At 71.0% G+C, this 17,236-nt stretch carries 12 protein-coding genes; 2 read left to right on the forward strand and 10 right to left on the reverse strand.

What is annotated here, in order from left to right:
* Positions 1 to 23: 23 nt before the first annotated feature.
* From ABZ478_RS05200 to ABZ478_RS05215, 4 genes are all read right to left on the reverse strand, one after another.
* Positions 24 to 4,055 (reverse strand): SGNH/GDSL hydrolase family protein, encoded by a 4,032-nt coding sequence (locus ABZ478_RS05200; protein ID WP_359545492.1) that lies wholly within the window; start codon positions 4,053 to 4,055, stop codon positions 24 to 26.
* 180 nt (positions 4,056 to 4,235) lie between these two features.
* Complete coding sequence (locus tag ABZ478_RS05205) at positions 4,236 to 4,775, reverse strand: hypothetical protein (RefSeq protein ID WP_359545494.1); 540 nt, start codon at positions 4,773 to 4,775, stop codon at positions 4,236 to 4,238.
* 323 nt (positions 4,776 to 5,098) lie between these two features.
* A complete protein-coding gene (locus ABZ478_RS05210) occupies positions 5,099 to 5,641 on the reverse strand; it encodes an alkyl hydroperoxide reductase (protein ID WP_358927412.1) in 543 nt (180 codons plus the stop codon).
* Positions 5,642 to 5,644: 3 nt separating this feature from the next.
* The gene (locus tag ABZ478_RS05215; protein WP_359545496.1) at positions 5,645 to 6,199 is read right to left on the reverse strand and encodes a peroxiredoxin; all 555 of its coding nucleotides are present in this window, start codon (positions 6,197 to 6,199) and stop codon (positions 5,645 to 5,647) included.
* Positions 6,200 to 6,332: 133 nt separating this feature from the next.
* Between ABZ478_RS05215 and ABZ478_RS05220 the strand changes: the two genes are divergently transcribed.
* Positions 6,333 to 7,286 (forward strand): LysR substrate-binding domain-containing protein, encoded by a 954-nt coding sequence (locus ABZ478_RS05220; protein ID WP_359545497.1) that lies wholly within the window; start codon positions 6,333 to 6,335, stop codon positions 7,284 to 7,286.
* 48 nt (positions 7,287 to 7,334) lie between these two features.
* On the opposite strand, the gene ABZ478_RS05225 is transcribed toward ABZ478_RS05220, so the two are convergent.
* The 5 genes from ABZ478_RS05225 to ABZ478_RS05245 form a co-directional block, all read right to left on the reverse strand.
* A complete protein-coding gene (locus ABZ478_RS05225; protein ID WP_359545498.1) occupies positions 7,335 to 9,716 on the reverse strand; it encodes an FtsX-like permease family protein in 2,382 nt (793 codons plus the stop codon).
* Positions 9,713 to 10,402, reverse strand: a complete 690-nt coding sequence (locus ABZ478_RS05230; RefSeq protein WP_358927416.1) for an ABC transporter ATP-binding protein — start codon at positions 10,400 to 10,402, stop codon at positions 9,713 to 9,715. Before ABZ478_RS05230 ends, ABZ478_RS05225 begins: the two co-directional genes overlap by 4 nt.
* Positions 10,399 to 10,923 carry a PadR family transcriptional regulator gene (locus tag ABZ478_RS05235; RefSeq protein WP_358927417.1) on the reverse strand — a complete coding sequence of 175 codons (525 nt, stop codon included), beginning with the start codon at positions 10,921 to 10,923 and terminating at the stop codon, positions 10,399 to 10,401. The genes ABZ478_RS05230 and ABZ478_RS05235 overlap by 4 nt, the downstream gene beginning before the upstream one ends.
* Before the next feature lie 163 nt (positions 10,924 to 11,086).
* Entirely contained in the window at positions 11,087 to 11,341 is a 255-nt protein-coding gene (locus tag ABZ478_RS05240; protein ID WP_359545499.1) for a hypothetical protein, read from the reverse strand.
* Positions 11,338 to 12,288 (reverse strand): SPFH domain-containing protein, encoded by a 951-nt coding sequence (locus ABZ478_RS05245; RefSeq protein WP_359545500.1) that lies wholly within the window; start codon positions 12,286 to 12,288, stop codon positions 11,338 to 11,340. The genes ABZ478_RS05240 and ABZ478_RS05245 overlap by 4 nt, the downstream gene beginning before the upstream one ends.
* A gap of 235 nt (positions 12,289 to 12,523) precedes the next feature.
* Here ABZ478_RS05245 and ABZ478_RS05250 point away from each other — a divergent pair, with 235 nt between their 5' ends.
* Complete coding sequence (locus ABZ478_RS05250; RefSeq protein ID WP_359545501.1) at positions 12,524 to 14,869, forward strand: transglycosylase domain-containing protein; 2,346 nt, start codon at positions 12,524 to 12,526, stop codon at positions 14,867 to 14,869.
* Positions 14,870 to 14,923: 54 nt separating this feature from the next.
* On the opposite strand, the gene ABZ478_RS05255 is transcribed toward ABZ478_RS05250, so the two are convergent.
* Positions 14,924 to 17,011, reverse strand: coding sequence for a SpoIIE family protein phosphatase (locus ABZ478_RS05255; protein WP_359545503.1), 2,088 nt, complete (start codon positions 17,009 to 17,011; stop codon positions 14,924 to 14,926).
* Positions 17,012 to 17,236: the final 225 nt, after the last annotated feature.

A 17,236-nucleotide genomic window follows, 5' to 3' on the forward strand; every position in this document is an offset into this window, starting at 1 on the left:
CAGGCCCCCGGTTCAGTTGCCGGTCACAGCTTCCGAAGGGTCTGTTCCAGGGTGTCCGCGTAGATACGGGCACCGGCGATCTTGGGGTGCAGGGTCTGCATGGATGGCTTCGGGCCGTCGTTGTCGGCCTTCTCCCGACCGTTCTCCACGATGGCGTTGATGGTCTCCGGGCTGCCGCAGGCGGCCTTGCCGTCGAAGTTGGCCCGCGGGTCGGCGAAGGCCGCCCACGTTCCGCCGTCCTGCTCGGCGGCGCCCTTCATCTCGGTCGCGAGCGTGTCGGCCACGGTCCGGACCCAGTCGTTCTCGACGGTCTCGTAGGCGCCGGGGAAACAGCTGTGGTCCTTCTCCACCAGACGGGGGTAGCCCATGAGGACGACCTTCGCGTTCGGGGCCTGGGCGTGGATGGCGTTCAGCGTCAGGGCGATCTGCGGCCGCACGGAGTCGTGCAGCCACTTCGGCGCCCAGTCCTTGAGGGCGCCGGTGGAGCCGCCCGTCTTCTCACCGGTCGCCGGGTCGACGTTCTCCATCTCCGAGTACGGGCAGGTGGTCGTCGACGGCACCGGAAGGTCGATGCACTTGCCCATGACGTCGCTGAAGCGGGCGTCGTTGCCGCCGACGCTGAGCGTCACCAGTGTGGTGTTCTGGTCCAGGTAACCGGTCTCGAGCTGTGGCAGCTCACCCGACAGGGGCTGGTTGAGCACGTTGTAGGTGCGGGCTCCGGAGCAGGCCACGAAGTGGTAGTCCATCTTCGGGTCGAGGCTGTCGGCCAGGGCCCCGATGGAACTGGAGCGGCCGGGCAGGGTCGCCTGCCTCGACCAGGCCAGCTTGGAGCGGTGGCACTTGTCGATCTCCTTGTCGTTCTGCTTGTCCGGGTGGTCGGTCTCCGGGTACAGGTCGGAACCGTTCGCCCCGGTCACCGCCTCGCCGGAGGAGTAGGAGTCACCCATCGCGACGACGAAGTCGGCCGGCTTGGCCGCGAGCGGCTGGAAGGCGACCGCGCCCCAGGCGATGTCCTCGTCGGCGGTTCCGTCCTTGGTCGCGTTGGACAGCTCGACCCTGGGGGTGCCGGTGAAGTGGAACACGCCCAGGCTGGCCCAGCCGCCGGCCCGCTGGAGCACGACCCGCTTGTGGCTCTGGCTGTCCGTGCCGAGCACGTCGTACTTGGCCTGCCGGGTCTGCGCCCCGGTGTCGGGAAGGTGCACCAGGACGCGTGCCCAGTTCAGGCTCTGGCCCAGCGTCCAGGTGCCGTCGATGGTCATGTCACCGTCGGGGCCGCCGAAGTGGGCGGCGTCACGGGTGCGGGTGTACCAGAAGTGGCCGCCGTAGCCGCCGCCCACCGAGTGCAGGTCGGCCCTGGCCTCGTAACGGCCTTCCGCGCCCGGGTTGAAGGCGAACTGGAAGCTTCCCGCGGACGAGATCGTCGCGCAGTCGCTCTGATCGCTCCAGGACGGCGTTCCGTTCGGCACGGAGGCGACGACCTTGGCACCGGCCGGAGCGCCGGAGCACACCGGCGTGCCGTTCTGCAGACGGGTACCGCGTCCCGGTTCCTGTACCAGGGACTGGTACTTGATGTTCTCGTGCCCGCAGGTGGCGGCGCAGTCGCTCTTCCAGGTCACATTGGGCTGGTTCCACCAGTACTGCGCGTAGCACTCGGCGTCCGGGCACTTCGGCGGCGTGTCGGGGTCGCAGTTGTTCTTGGAGTTGCAGAACGCGTCGAGCGACGGCGTGACGTGCACCCGGTTGTACCGCGCGCTGCCCTCGTACAGGTAGGGCAGGTCCGTTCCGTTCCAGTAGGCGGGGCGGAAGCCGGCCGAGGAGAAGCCGGACTCGCCCGGCCAGTCCTGGCGGCCCGAGGTGGCGTAGGAGTAGCCGGAGTCGATGGACCAGGCGGCCCAGCCCATCACCTTGACCTCGTACGGCCAGTCCTGGGGATGCGCCGCGTCCTTGACGGCGTACGGGTCCACGTCGGTGTTCATGAACGGATGGCCCCAGCCCTTGGCGTAGATCGGGTTGGCGGGGTTGTTGTACCAGCCCAGCCCCCAGTGCCCCGCGTGCTTCCCGGCCTCCGAGGGAGGGTTGAAGCCGAGGTTGTAGTTCCACACCGCGGTGAACCAGTTCTCCACGTAGGAGGGGTCGTCGTTGTTGACGGTGATCTTCTGGCCGTCCTTGTGGACCTCGTTCCACTTGTCGGCGAGGATCTTCAGCGAGGCGGCGATGTTGGTCGCGTAGTCGACCGCGATCAGCTTCTGCAGGTTCGGCGACAGGCTGGTCTCGCCCGGCTTCGCGTGACCGGCCAGCCGCATGCCGTCGGTCACCTGGCCGACGCCGTAGCCGCAGTCGGACTTGTCCCAGTTGATCTGCCAGTAGGCGGCCGGGTCGTGGGGGTCGGCCTTGTGGCCGTAGTAGCCGTCGACGGCGGCCAGCGGGTTGCCCATCTGGCCGGGGACCGAACCGCCCTCGGCCTGCCAGAGGTTCGACTCCTGGGCCATGATGCCGAGGAGCACGTTGACCGGGATCCGGCCGCCTCCGGTCAGCTTCGGCAGCGGGAACAGGGACTGCGGGTCGACGGTGCCGAGACCGGCCTGGCCGCGGTATCCGCCCTGGCGGATGTAGCTCGCGCTCAGATCACCGCGCACCGCCATGTCGGCGGCCCACTCGACCTGGTTCGGCGTCGGCTGCAGCGCCTGCGCCTTCATGTCGTTGCGGGACACGGCGCACCAGCGGTCGTCGTCCGTCGGGGAGCCGGCGGTCAGGCCCGCCTTGGGGGAGGCGCCCCGCGTCCGGTGGCTCCCGGTGGCCGCGGCCAGGGCCGGGGAGGGGTTGTTCCCCGAGCCGTTGACGGCGTCGTGCCCCACGCTCTGGGTCAGCTTCGCCCCGGTGGTGGTGGCGGTGCTGGTGACCGTCAGCGCCTTGTCGCCCTCGTCGGCGGGTGTCGCCGTCCGCGAGTCGGGTTCCGCGGACTTCGTGAAGCCCTTGCCCGCGCCCTTGATCTGCGTGAGGCCGGCGCGGACACCGGGCGTCAGCACGGGCTCGACGGCGAGCCCGCCCCGCGAGGACACCTCGGTGCCGGCCGGGGCGTTCAGGCGGGTGACGCCGGTTCCCGCGGTGGCGGGAGAGCCCTTGGGCCGGCCGGTGAGGAAGATCCGGCCGGCGTCGCCCGGCATGAGGTCGAGATCGCCCAGCCTGCCGGAGGCGATGCTCTTCAGCTTGCCGTGGCCGGTGTACAGCTTGGCGTGCGCCGTGGACCCGCTCTCCCGGTCGAGGAAGGCGATCCGGCCGTCGGCGGCGGGCCGGATGTCGAACGGGGCACTGTCCGCGTCCGCGAGGTTCTTCACCTTGCCGGAGCGGTCGAGGTGGACCAGGCGGCTGCCGAGCGCGGCGACCGCGCCGTCCTTCACCGGAACGGCGCTGGTGATCTCACCGCGTGCCGCCGCCGTGCCCGTCGTCCTCCCGGACACGTCCACGGTGATCACACGGGTCCGTGTGCTCGCCGCGTCGTTCATGTCCCGGAAGCCGGTGAACGCGGCCCTGTGCGTGGCCGTGTTGCAGGACGGGTCGAAGTAGGCCAGCGACGCGGTGAAGGGCAGCTTGGTCACCTTGCCGGACGTCAGGTCGACGACGGCGGCGAAGGCGCCGCCCTGCATCAGGTCGGGTTTGTTGGTGAATCCGCGAGGCGCGTAGACGACGGCCGCGTGCGAGCGGTCCATCAGGCACTGGTTGCCGATCCACGAGTCCGCCGGCATGCCCGGCTCCGACAGCAGTGCGACGGTCTTCCACGCGTAGGCCTTGGAGCTGTCGGCGACGAGGATCCGCAGGCCGTCCGCGTCGGCGGCGGCGGTGACCGCGCGGTCGGGACTGTTCTGCCAGCCTCTGCCGAGCTTCTCGCCCGGGTTGCGTACCCCGCCGGAGGGTGCGGGCGGTGGTGTGGTGGCACGGGCTGGGGGACGGGACGCCGGAGTGGCGTCGGCGGGCGCAGCCTGGAGCAGTCCGCCGGTCACAGCGGCGCAGGCCAGGAGGGCCACCAGGGGCGCGCGAGTTCGTCTCTTGGAGCGCAAAGGAGCTTTCCCCGTATTTCATTGAGTTGTTTCCGTGCCTTTCCGGGCACGGCGAAACGCCCCTCCGCCCGGGACGGGACAGTCCTGCGGGACGGACGGGAGCGGGAATTCGAATTCAGTCAGCCGGGACTTCACGCGGGTGACGCGTGAAGTCCCGGCGCACCGTTCGGGCAGCGTCTGCTAGTTGCAGTTGGTGCTGTCCTGGACGTTGTTGACGATGTACGTGCTCGAGCTGGAGCTGGTCTTCATCAGCGAGGTGACCGTGCCGCAGCCGCCGTGGTTGCGGTAGACGGGGCCGGCGTACTCGGAGTAGGTGCCCGCGTCGCTCGCACAGCCCTCCGCCGTGTAGTTCGAGCAGAGCTTGATCTTCATCCACTTCGCGCCCGACATGTTGTTGTCGAGGATGGCGCAGGTGGGAGCGTCGTTGCTCGCGGGGTTACTGCCCTTGACGTAGACGAAGAGAGTCGCCTTGCGGGACTCGTCGGGCAGGATGTCCGCCTTGTAGAGCTTGTATCCCGTACCGCAGACGGTGGCGCCCGCGGCGGCGGCGGTGGGCTGCGCCGCGGCGATCGCGGTCGTGTGCCGGTCGGCCTTGACGGAGACGGCGGGTACCGGCCGGTCGGCGGCGGCGACCTGCGGCGCGGTCACGCCGAGGAGGCCCAGGCCGGCCGCGGCCGCGGCGACCGCGGTCCTCGCCGAGGCACGGATTCGAATGGACATGCGTTCCCCCATGGAATGCATTTGAGCTGCATTTGAGCTGCCGCCGGAAAAGCGGTCGGCGGCATAAATGTGGTCCCGGGGAGCTAATCAGATCCTCTTTGCGACTGTCGAAAGTAATTCGGAAGCAAAGTGGAGATTTGAATTCCGTTATGACTCTGGGCGTGCGGAGCTTCTTCGCATGGAGGGGTGAACCGGGCATCGTTCGGCGGCGTGTTCACTCATGGTTTCCGGCCCGGAGCGGAGGGAGTAGTTCTTGTCACATCGCCGGACGCACGACGGCCCCCGCCCATCGGATGGGCGGGGGCCGTGATGTTCCGAAGCGGTTACTCGGCCGCCTCGGCCAGGGCCGCCTCGGCGTCGAGGGTCACGCCGACGGCCTGGACCACGGACGCGATCTTGAACGCCTCCTGGACGACGTCGCGCTCGACGCCGGCCTTGCGCAGCACCTGCTCGTGCGAGTCGAGGCACATGCCGCAGCCGTTGATCGCGGAGACCGCGAACGACCACAGCTCGAAGTCGACCTTCTCCACGCCCGGGTTGCCGATGACGTTCATCCGCAGACCGGCGCGCAGGGTGCCGTACTCGTGGTCGGACAGCAGGTGCCGGGTGCGGTAGAAGACGTTGTTCATCGCCATCACCGCGGCGGCGGCCTTGGCGGCCGTGTACGCCTCCGGCGACAGGTTCGCCTTCGCCTCCGGCTCCAGCTCACGCAGCACGATCGGGGAACGCGAGGCGATGGCGGTCGCCAGCACCGTGCCCCACAGCTGCTGGGCGGGCAGGTCGGAGTTGCCGATGACCGAACCCAGGTTGAGCTTCAGGTCCTTGGCGTAGTCCGGGACGCGGGACTTCAGCGAGTCGAGCGACATGGGTCACTCACCGGCCAGCAGCGCGACCGGGTCGAGCGTCTCGTCGCCCTTGCTCCAGTTGCAGGGGCACAGCTCGTCCGTCTGCAGGGCGTCGAGGACCCGCAGGACCTCCTTGGGGTTACGGCCGACGGAACCGGCGGTCACCATGGAGAACTGGATCTCGTTGTTCTGGTCGACGATGAAGACGGCGCGCTTGGCGAAGCCGTCCTCGCCCTCGATGCCCAGCTCGCGCATCAGCTCGTGCTTGGAGTCGGCCATCATCGGGAAGGGCAGGTCACGCAGGTCGTCGTGGTCCTTGCGCCAGGCGTGGTGGACGAACTCGGAGTCACCGGAGAAGCCGAGGATCTGGGCGTCGCGGTCGGCGAACTCGTCGTTCAGCTTGCCGAACGCGGCGATCTCGGTCGGGCACACGAAGGTGAAGTCCTTGGGCCAGGCGAAGACGATCTTCCACTTGCCCTCGTAGGTCTTGTGGTTGATCGTGTCGAACTCCGCGCCCTTCTCCAGCGAGACGCAGGCGGTCAGTTCGAACTCGGGGAACTTGTCACCGACAGTGAGCACACGCTCTCCTTGCAGCGAGGCAGCGCCCGGATCGCGGGCACTACCCATGGGTTGGACTTTGTCGATGTTGGCACAGGGTGCATTGATGCGAGAAATAGCTACACTCGGTCGTGTTGATCGGAGGTATCTATCAGTGACCGTCAGTAGCGCGAGCGGCAAGCGGCGCCAGCCCAGCCTGTCCCAGCTCCGTGCCTTCGCGGCCGTGGCCGAGCATCTGCACTTCCGGGACGCGGCCGCGGCGATCGGGATGAGCCAGCCCGCCCTGTCCGGCGCGGTCTCGGCGCTGGAGGAGATCCTGGGGGTGACCCTCCTCGAGCGTACGACCCGCAAGGTACTGCTCTCGCCCGCGGGTGAGCGGCTGGCGGTACGGGCGAGGGCGGTGCTGGACGAGGTCGGGGCGCTGCTTCAGGAGGCCGAGGCGGTCCGGGCGCCGTTCACCGGCGTGCTGCGGCTCGGGGTGATCCCGACCGTCGCGCCGTATCTGCTGCCCACCGTGCTGGGCCTGGTCCACGAGCGGTACCCGCACCTCGACCTCCAGGTGCACGAGGAGCAGACCGCCAGCCTCGTCGAGGGCCTGCAGTCCGGCCGCCTCGACCTGCTGTTGCTGGCCGTCCCGCTCGGTGTCCCCGGCGTGAGCGAACTTCCGCTGTTCGACGAGGACTTCGCGCTCGTCACCCCGCCCGACCACCGGCTCGGCGGCCGCGACGGCATCCCCCGCGAGGCGCTGCGCGAACTCAACCTGCTGCTGCTGGACGAGGGCCACTGCCTGCGCGACCAGGCCCTGGACATCTGCCGGGAGGCCGGGCGGGAGGACGCGCCGGTCACCACCACGGCCGCCGGGCTGTCCACCCTGGTGCAGCTCGTCGCGGGCGGCCTCGGCTGCACCCTGCTGCCGCGCACGGCCCTGAAGGTCGAGACGACCCGCGGCAGCCGGCTCCTGACCGGCTACTTCGCCGCCCCCGCCCCCAGCCGCCGGATCGCCTTCGCCATGCGCACCGGCGCCGCCAGGGGAGCGGAGTACGAGGAACTGGCGGCGGCCCTGCGCGAGGAGCTGCGGCCCCTGCCCGTGCGGGTGCTGGACGCCTGACCGCCCTGCCGGGGGCCCGGCGGCGCCCCGCACGGGCACTCGGTGCGCCTACTCGGTGCGCAGCCCGTCCGGCCGCATCAGCCTCAGCAGGGGCGGCAGGCTGAGCAGGGTCACCGCGAGCACCACCGCGGCGCCGGCACCGGTCATGGACAGCACGCTCGCCCAGTCGACCGTCACCGGGGTCGCCGTCATCTTCAGCAGCACCGCGCCGAGGGTCAGGCCGACCACCGAGGACAGCAGCAGCCCGAGGACGATCGGGACCGCCGTCTGCCACAGCACCGACAGGCCCAGCGTGCGGCGCCGGGTGCCGAAGGCGACCAGCGAGGACAGCAGCTTGCGCCGCTCGCGGAGCTGCTCCAGCTGCGAGACCAGCAGGCTTGCGCCGATCAGCGCCAGCACGCAGACCGCGCCGACGAACAGGCCAGTGCGCAGCGAGGTGTACTTCGTGGACTCCTCGGTCGCCGTCCAGGTGAACACGTCCGCGGCCGCGTCCACCCGGGCGGCCGTGTTGCGCACGTGCTCCGCCGCGTCCGGCACGGACTCGTCGGTGCGGACGAAGACGTGGCCGCGCAGCGCGGGCCGCGCCTTCGCGGGCAGCGCGGACGGCGTGACCAGCAGGCCGTTGGCCGCGCTCTGCAGCGAGTCCTCGCGGTAGGGCACCTGCCGGAGACCGGCCGGCAGCTTCCAGGGCACCTGAAGGCCGGGTTCGTCGGAGTAGCCCGGGTCGAGGTAGAGCTCCCGGCCGGGCCGTACGACGGCTCCGACGGAGGCGTTGTACGCGGCGTCGTAGTGCGGGTTGCGCAGCTTGAACACGTCACCGTCCCGGCAGGAGGACAGCCGGGCCACCTCCCGCAGGGCGGCGCAGTCACCGACCGTGAGGTCGATCAGGTTCTCCGGCTCCCGGCGCTTGTCCCCGGCGGACGTGCTGGACAGCACCACCGACACCCGCACGCCCTCGGTCCGCCGGAACGCCTCGCCGACGGCGGTGGCGTTCCCGCTGTCCGGCAGCGTGACCTCCATCGACGCCCGGCCCGGGTCCCGGCCGGTGTCCTTGGTGTACTGGCTCTGCACGCCCGCGAACAGCATCTGCAGCGCGATCGCGCCGGCCACCGCCACCGCGATGCCGTTGACCATGCGGGCCGCCGTACCGCTGCTCAACTGCAGCCGCCGGACCGCCAGTTGCCAGGAGACCGGACCGGCGCCGAGCCGGGCGACGACCCGCTCCACGAACCACGGCAGCAGCGCGGTCACGCCGACCAGCAGCAGCAGGACGCCGCCGGTCACCAGGTACTGGTTGAAGCCGCCGTTGTCCCGGCCCTTGCCGACCATCGGATACAGCAGCGCCAGGCCCGCCAGCGGCAGCAGCAGCCGCCACCACAGGCGGCGCCGGGCCGGCCTGGCCGTCCGCACCACGCCGAGCGGCTCCACGACCACCCCGCGCATCGCGAGCAGTGTCACCAGCACCGCGGACGCCGGCACCGCGACCGCGACCAGCGCGACGAGCGCGGGGGAGGGGTCGAGGTAGCCGGGGAACACACTCTCGCCCAGCACCTCCACCGAGCCCGCGATCTGGCGTCCGATCAGGAAGAAGACCGTACCGACGGCCAGGCCGAGCAGGGCTCCGGCCAGTGCCTCGCCCGCGGCGATCCGCCGGGTCATGCCACTGTCGGAGCCCACCAGCCGCAGCGCGGCCAGCCGGCGGTCGCGCCGCTCGCCACCGAAGCGCACGGCCGCGGCGATGAACACGGCGACCGGCATCAGCAGCACCACGAACACGACCAGCACCATCAGCAGCAGCACCGGGTCGGTTTTCTCGGTGGTCGGGTGCGGATCGCCGAAGCGGACCAGCCGGTCCACCCGTACGCCGCCGCCCGCGTCGGGGTCCAGGCCCCTGGCGCCCGCGTAGTAGGCCAGCTCCTGCGAGCCGATCAGCCCGCTCTCGCCGATCGTCCCGACGACCCGGTAGGGCAGCCGCTCGCGCAGCAGCCGGGCGCCGTCCGAGGCGAGCAGTTCCCGCAGGGCGGGGGAGACGACCATCTCGCCCTTGGCCGGGAAGCGCCCGAGGCCGGGCGGCAGCGGCGCCCGCGAGCCCTCGGGTTCGAGGAGCCGGCCCCGGACGTTCTTCGAGTGCCACTGGGTGTCGGTCGCGGCGACCAGCACGGTGTTGTCGGCCCTGGGGCGGGTGGTGCTGGAGAACGTGTAGTCGTAGCGGGCCTCCTCGACCCGGTGGCGGGCGGTGAACACGTTCGGCAGCGCGGTGGTCAGCAGCAGCAGGGCGACGCCCAGACCGACGCCGACCGCCGTCAGTGTCATCCGGACCCAGCCCTCACGCCCGCCGGTGACGGCGAACCGGGCGCCCATGGTGAGATCCCTGAACGTCCCCCGCGCCCGGCTCCGCTCGCGCGGGAGGTCCCCCGTCCGGGGCTTCATATGGCCCGCTCCATGTCCCGGGACCTGCCGTCGCGCACGACGATCTCGCGGTCCGAGTACGCGGCCACCCGGGCCTCGTGCGTGACCAGCACCACGGCCGCGTTGGTGGAGCGGGCCGCGTCGGTGAGCAGCTCCATCACGCGCTCCCCGTTGAGGGAGTCCAGCGCGCCGGTCGGCTCGTCGGCGAACAGCACCCGGGGGCCGGTGACCAGCGCCCGGGCCACCGCGACCCGCTGCCCCTGACCGCCGGAGACCTCGCCGGGCCGCTTGCCCCTGAGGTCGTCCACCTCGAGCCTCTCCATCCAGCCCAGCGCGGCCCGTTCGGCCTCCTTGCGGGAGGTGCCGTTCAGCCGCAGCGGAAGCGCCACGTTCTCCACGCAGGTCAGCTCCGGCACCAACTGCCCGAACTGGAACACGAATCCGAAGTCGCTGCGGCGCAGCGCGCTGCGCTCGACGTCGCTCATGGTGGCGAGCTCCCGCCCGGCGTACGTGATCGAGCCCGAGTCGGGCGGCACGATCCCGGCGAGGCAGTGCAGCAGCGTGGACTTGCCGGACCCGGAGGGGCCCATCACCGCGACGACCTCGCCGGGGTGGATGGAGAACGCGGCGCCGTCCAGGGCGAGCGTCGGGCCGTAGGCCTTGCGCAGGTCCTCGGCGGCGAGCAGGGAGCCGGGGGGAGGGGTCACCGGGCCACCTCCGCACGGAGCTTGTCCAGCCGGGCGGCGGTCAGTTCCAGCCAGCGCAGGTCGGCCTCCAGGTGGAACAGGGCGTGGTCGCAGATGAGCTGGTCCGCGAGGTCGCCCTTGCGCTTGCGGTCGGTGAGGATGCGCATGCTGCGCAGGTGCTCGGCACGCTGGGTGTCCAGGATGTCCGCCGCGTCCCGGTGGGTCAGCAGCGCGAGGACGACCTTGGTGTAGAGGGTCGACTGGAGGTACTCCTCCGGCTTCTCCGGGGTCGCGAGCCACTGCTCGACGTCGGTGACGCCGGCGTCGGTGATGGCGTACCGCTTGCGCTCGGGCCCGCCACCCGACTCGATCCCGTCGACTTCCACCAGCCCGTTCTTCAGCAGCCGGGACATCGTCGAGTAGACCTGGCCGTAGTGCAGCGGCCGGTCGTGACCGAACTTCTCGTCAAAGGCCCGCTTCAGGTCGTAGCCGTGTCGGGGGCCGGACTCCAGGAGTCCTAGGAGGGTGTGACCGATGGACATGCGAGCACTCTACACACGGTGTATACGTCGGGTGTATACGCGGAGTGTCCAGTGCCTGGCGGGCAGTGTCGCGGCGCAGGTGGGAGCCGATTGTCCTGGTTCGGTAACGACAGCGGCCCGCCCCCCTGTGCGCGGGGGCGGGCCGGCCGGGGCGCGTCCGTCCTCAGGGCGCCGGCGGCCCGGCGGCCGGACCGCCCGGCGGCCGTCCGCGGCGGGGCAGCGGACCGGTGTCCCGCGGCAGGCGTCCCGCCTCCGACAGCGCCTTGCGCAGCAGGAACTCGATCTGCGCGTTGGCCGACCGCAGTTCGTCCCCCGCCCAGCGCGCGAGGGCGTCGTACACGGAGGGGTCCAGCCTCAGCAGCACCTGCTTGCGCTGCTGGGGCCGTCGCCTGGGCGTCTCCTCCGACGGATCCGTCACTGGTAGAGGGTCCCGGTGTTGAGCACGGGCTGCGGTGCACGGTCCCCGCACAGCACCACCATCAGGTTGGACACCATCGCCGCCTTCCGTTCCTCGTCCAGCTCCACGATGTCCTGCTCCGCGATCCGGGAGAGCGCCGCCTCCACCATGCCGACCGCGCCGTCCACGATCTGCCGCCGGGCCGCGACGACCGCGCCGGCCTGCTGGCGCTGGAGCATCGCCGAGGCGATCTCGGGAGCGTACGCGAGATGCGTGAAGCGCGACTCGATGACCCGCACCCCGGCCGCCTCCACCCGCGCCTGGAGTTCGACGGCCAGCTTCTCGGTGATCTCCTCGGCGTTGCCGCGCAGCGAGAGGCCGTCCTCCTCGTGGGCGTCGTAGGGGTACTCGATGGCGATGTGCCGTACGGCCGTCTCGGTCTGGGTGGCGACGAACTCGGCGTAGTCGTCCACCTCGAACGTGGCCTGCGCGGTGTCCTGGACCTTCCAGACCACGACCGCGGCCAGCTCGATCGGGTTGCCGTAGGCGTCGTTGACCTTCAGTACGGCGGTCTCGTGGTTGCGCACGCGGGTCGAGATGCGGGTGCGTGAGGTGAAGGGGTTCACCCAGCGCAGGCCGTCCTGCCGGATCGTGCCCCGGTAGCGGCCGAAGAGCTGGACCACGCGGGCCTCGCCGGGCGCGACCGTGTTCAGGCCGCGCATCGCGATCACCGCGGCGAGGAGGACGAGCACACCGCAGACGACGAGCCCGCCCTTGGTGCCGTCCGCGGTCACCGCCGAGGCGGCCGCGAACAGGGCCGCGGCCGCGGCGAGCCCCAGCAGGCCGAGGAGCAGGGCGAGACCGCCGCCGATGCTGTGGGCCTGGAACTCGCGCACGCGCGGCGCGGGCATCTCGGGTATGTCGGCGGCCGCGGCCGTGTCGAGCCCGGACGTGTCGTGTGCGGACATGGAGGGTCCCCCGTTCTCGAAGACGTCCGGACTCCCCGGACGTCTAGCTTCCTTCTAGCTAAGTGATATCACTTTAGGCTTTCGGGCAACCCGACGCCAGTGTCAGTCGTCGGTTCCCTTGAGGTGGGTGCTGATTCTCACGTCCGTAAAAGAGCGGATCGGACGCCCTTTGTCATATAGACGGGTGTTAGCTTTCGGAGCTGACCACTGAGACGGAAGCGGGAGCGTAGGACTCATGGGACGAGCGGAAGAGAGACGAGCGCGACAGCGTGGTGGTCGCCGCGCGGCGCCCACGCGCCACCGCTCACAGCCCACGGCCGAATCCGCGGCGGCGGCGCCCGGCGGCAAGCCCGCCAAGGGCCGAATACGCAGGCTGTTCACCTGGAAGAGGATCCTCGGCACGTTCTTCGGACTGTGCCTGCTGTCCATCGGCGCCTTCATCGCGCTGTACATGGCGGTCGACGTGCCAGTCGGCAACATCGCCGCCCAGCGGCAGAGCAACGTCTACAAGTACAGCGACGGCAGCATCCTGGCCCGCGACGGCAAGGTCAACCGCGAGATCGTGGACCTGGACAAGGTGCCCAAGGGCGTCCAGCGGACCTTCGTGGCGGCCGAGAACAAGTCCTTCTACACCGACCCCGGAGTGGACCTCAAGGGCACCGCCCGAGGCCTGATCAACACCCTGTCCGGGCGGGGCAAACAGGGCGGCTCCACGATCACCCAGCAGTACGTCAAGAACTACTACCTGAACCAGGACCAGACCGTCTCGCGCAAGCTGAAGGAACTGGTCATCTCGCTCAAGGTGGAGCGCGAGAAGTCCAAGGACGCCATCCTCGCCGGCTACATCAACACCTCCTACTACGGCCGCAACGCCTACGGCATCCAGGCCGCCGCCCAGGCCTACTACCGCGTCGACGCCCAGGACCTCAACGTGCAGCAGGGCGCCTACCTCGCCGCCCTGCTCCAGGCACCCAGCCAGTACGACTGGGCGGCCGCGACCCCCACCGGCAAGCGGCTGGTCAAGGCACGCTGGAACTACGTCCTGGACAACATGGTCGAGGAGAACTGGCTGCCCAAGGCCAAGCGCGACGCCATGACGTTCCCGGTGCCCAAGGAACCCAAGGGCGCCCCGGGCATGGAGGGCCAGAAGGGCTACCTGGTCACGCTCGCCAACGCCCAGCTCGCCCAGAAGCTGATGCGCGACGAGGGCCTGTCCAGGTCCGACGCGGCGGCCAAGGTCGACAGCCAGGGCTGGACCATCACCCTGAACGTCAGCCGCAAGAAGCAGGCCGCGCTGGAGAAGGCGGTCAAGGAGCGGCTGACCGGCAAGCTGGAACCGAAGAAGCGCAAGGTCGACAACGACGTCCAGGCCGGCGCCGTGTCGGTCGACCCGAAGACCGGCAGGATCGTCGCGATGTACGGCGGCGAGAACTACTTCGACCACTGGACCAGCAACGCCACCCGCCGGGACTACCAGCCCGCGTCCACGTTCAAGCCGATCATCCTCGCCGCGGCGCTGGCGCAGAACGCCACCACGCAGGAAGGCAAGCCGATCGCCGCGAACACGGTCTACGACGGCACCAGCCGCCGCCAGGCCGTCGACCACGGCGCCAAGGTCGGCTTCGCACCGCCCAACGAGGACAACCGCAACTACGGGCCCATCACCGTCCAGCAGGCGATGAACCAGTCCGTCAACTCCGTCTTCGCCCAGATGGGCGTCGACGTGGGCATGGACCAGGTCATGCGCACCGCCAAACAGCTCGGCATGGACACCGAGGGCATGCAGGCCGTGCCCGCGCAGACCCTGGGCTCCATGGGCGCCAGCCCGCTGGAGATGGCCGGCATCTACGCCACCTTCGACAACCACGGCCGTGAAGTGACGCCCAGCATCGTCAAGTCGGCCGAGAACAAGGGCCGCTCGGTCGAGATGCCCGACGCCATCGGCGACCAGGTGATCAGCCGCACGGTCGCCGACAGCGTGACCTCGGTGCTCACCGGCGTGGTCGACGACGGCACCGCCCGCACGTCCGTGGCGAGCAATCCGCTGCGCAACGGCCAGCAGGTCGCGGGCAAGACCGGTACCTCCGACTGCAACCGCTCCGCCTGGTTCACCGGCTACACCCCCGACCTCGTCACCTCCGTCGGCCTGTTCGGCGAGGCGGCCAAGTCCGGCGGCACCGGCTGCGACGGCAAGCCGGTCAAGAAGAACGACCACGTCACGCTCAGCGGCGCCATGGGCGGCGGCCGGGTCAACGGCGGCGGCCCGCCGGCGGAGATCTGGGCGGCCTACACCTTCGGCGTCACCGACGAGTCCGCGTTCGACCTGGACACCACCCAGGGCGCGGCCGTCGAGCCGACGGACACCCCGACGGTCAGCGAGTCGCCGTCCGACACCCCGTCCAGCTCACCGAGCAGCGAACCGCCGGTGTCCGAGTCGCCGTCGCAGACGCCGTCCCAGACCCCGTCGAGGTCGCCGAGCCAGTCACCCTCCCAGTCGCCGTCCCAGAGCCCGTCCAGCGGACCGCCGTCGGCACCCGTCTCGGAGGATCCGCTCGACCCGGCCGACGACTTCGGCCAGTAGGCACACGACAGGAGGGGCGCCCGGACCGACCCGGGCGCCCCTCCTGCCGTGTACTCACACCCGGTTCAGCTCGAACCAGACCACCTTGCCGGTGCTCAGCCGCGTCGCGCCCCAGCGCCGGGCCAGCCTGTTGACCAGGTACAGCCCGCGGCCGCCCTCGTCCGTGGCCCGCGCCTGGCACAGCCGCGGCAACTGGGGCACGTCGTCGCCGACCTCGCAGCGCAGCACCTCCGTGCGCAGCAGACGCAGCGTCACCGGACGGGTGGCGTAGCGCACGGCGTTCGTGACCACCTCGCTGACCAGCAGCTCCACCGAATCCGTCAGCTCCTCCAGACCCCACCGGGCCAGCGCCCGCCGCGCCAGCCGACGCGCCTCACGCGGCGCCGCGACCTCCGGCTCCAGCGTCCAGTACGCCACATCGCTCGGCGCGATCCCGTCGAAACGGGCCGCGAGCAGCGCGATGTCGTCGTCCCGGTCACCCGGGCCGAGCATGTCCAGCACCTCGTCGCACAGCGCCTCGAGCGGCGGCGGATGGTCCGGCCCGGTCAGCCGCGCGGTCGCGGCGAGCTTCTCGCGCAACTGCTCTATACCGGTCCACACGTCCCGCAGCCGGGACTCCACCAGCCCGTCGGTGTACAGCAGCAGCGTGGCCCCGGCCGGCGCGTCCAGCTCCACCGCCTCGAAATCCACCCCGCCCACACCGATCGGCGCGCCCGGCGGCACCCGCAGCACCTCCGCCCGGCCGCCCAGATGCAGCAGCACGGGCGGCGGATGACCCGCGTTGGCGATGGTGATGCGATGCGTCACCGGGTCGTACACCGCGTACAGACAGGTCGCCATACGGTCGGTGCCCAGCCGCTGCGCCTGCTCGTCCAAATGGTGCAGCACCTCCTGCGGAGGCAGATCGAGACCGGCCAGCGTCTGCGCCGTCGTCCGCAATTGACCCATGATCGCCGCCGAGGTCATGGAGTGCCCCATGACATCACCGACCACCAGCGCCACCCGGCTGCCCGGCAGCGGAATCGCGTCGTACCAGTCGCCGCCCACCCGCGCCGTCTCCGCCGCCGGCAGATAACGCGACGCCAGCCGCACCCCGGTCGGCCGGGGCAGCGTCTCCGGCAGCATGGTGCGCTGCAACTCGTCGGCGATGTACGCCTCCCGGCCGTACAGCACCGCCTTGTCGATGCCGAGCGCGCTGTGCGTGGCCAGCTGCGCCGCCACCAGCAGGTCGTCCGCCTCGAACGCCGGCCGCTCCGGACGCCGCAGGAACAGCGCGGCGCCGATCACCCGGCGCCGGCCGCGCAGCGGCGCGAGAATCGCGTGCCGTCCGCCCGGCACCGCCGCCTCCCCGCCCTCGCCGAGCAGCTCGGGCAGCGCAGCCCGGGCCGCGGGAGCGTCGGCGAACACCGGCCGCACCCCGCGCAGCACCTCGTTCAGGGCACCGCCGGGACGCACCTCGCACAACTCGGTGGTCAGCGACGACAGCTCGGTGAGGGCCGAAGCCTCCGGCTCCGGCTCCGGAAACGGCGGCAGCGCCAGACCCTCCGTGTCCCGCTCGTCCGGAATCCGGTCCGTACGGCGCAGCCGCAGCACCACAGGACCGGTCGGGCGCTCGTCACCCACCGGCAGCGGATCGCGCAGATAGACCAGGATCGCGTCGGAGAACGTCGGCACGGTGGCCCGGCACAGCCCCATCACGATCTCGTCCAGATCGAGGCCGCGCGCGATCCGCCGGGTCGCCGCGCCCACGAACCTGAGCCGGTCCCCGTCGCGCCGCATCGGCATCGGCCGCCCCGGTGGCAGCCCCCGCCCGGTACGGCGGTCCGGGCCGCCGGGCCCCCGCTCCTGCTCGGCGCCCGGCTGCGGCGGAATGGCCTCCGGCACCGGACGCGGGCGACCCGTGTCCGTCGGCGCGGTGGCGGGCTGGGAGTGCTCGGGGCCGTTGACTGGGGGCTCCTTCCCCTTGTTCCCCTTGCCGCGGGGCGCGGTGGCCCCCGGTGCGGAGGGCGGTCCGTCGGCCAGGGCCCGTGCCGGTAAGGCCGGACTGCCGGGCTGCTCCGGGGTACGCAGGAGCGCCCCGCGGGACTCCGCGGGGTCGACGCCCGACTGCGGGCGTTCGTAGGACGTGGGGTGCTCCGTCACGCGCGTCGAATCCATCCGTCCGGGGCTGCGCGCCGGGCGCGCACATGGTCCCGCCGAAAGTCCGATACCCGGAATACGTGCCCCAGGAACGGAATTCCCGCGTGGTCAGAGGTCGTGCCTGTGCCGCCGGTGAACCCTGCCGGGCCCGCCGTGGTCTTGCCCTCGTACCCCTCGCTCACTCCTGCCGCCCCTCGGTGACGTCTGGTCAGACCCGGCTCGCGCCCC

Origin of the sequence: Streptomyces sp. NPDC005706, from assembly GCF_040631045.1 — a bacterium.
In the GTDB taxonomy this organism is placed as follows: domain Bacteria; phylum Actinomycetota; class Actinomycetes; order Streptomycetales; family Streptomycetaceae; genus Streptomyces.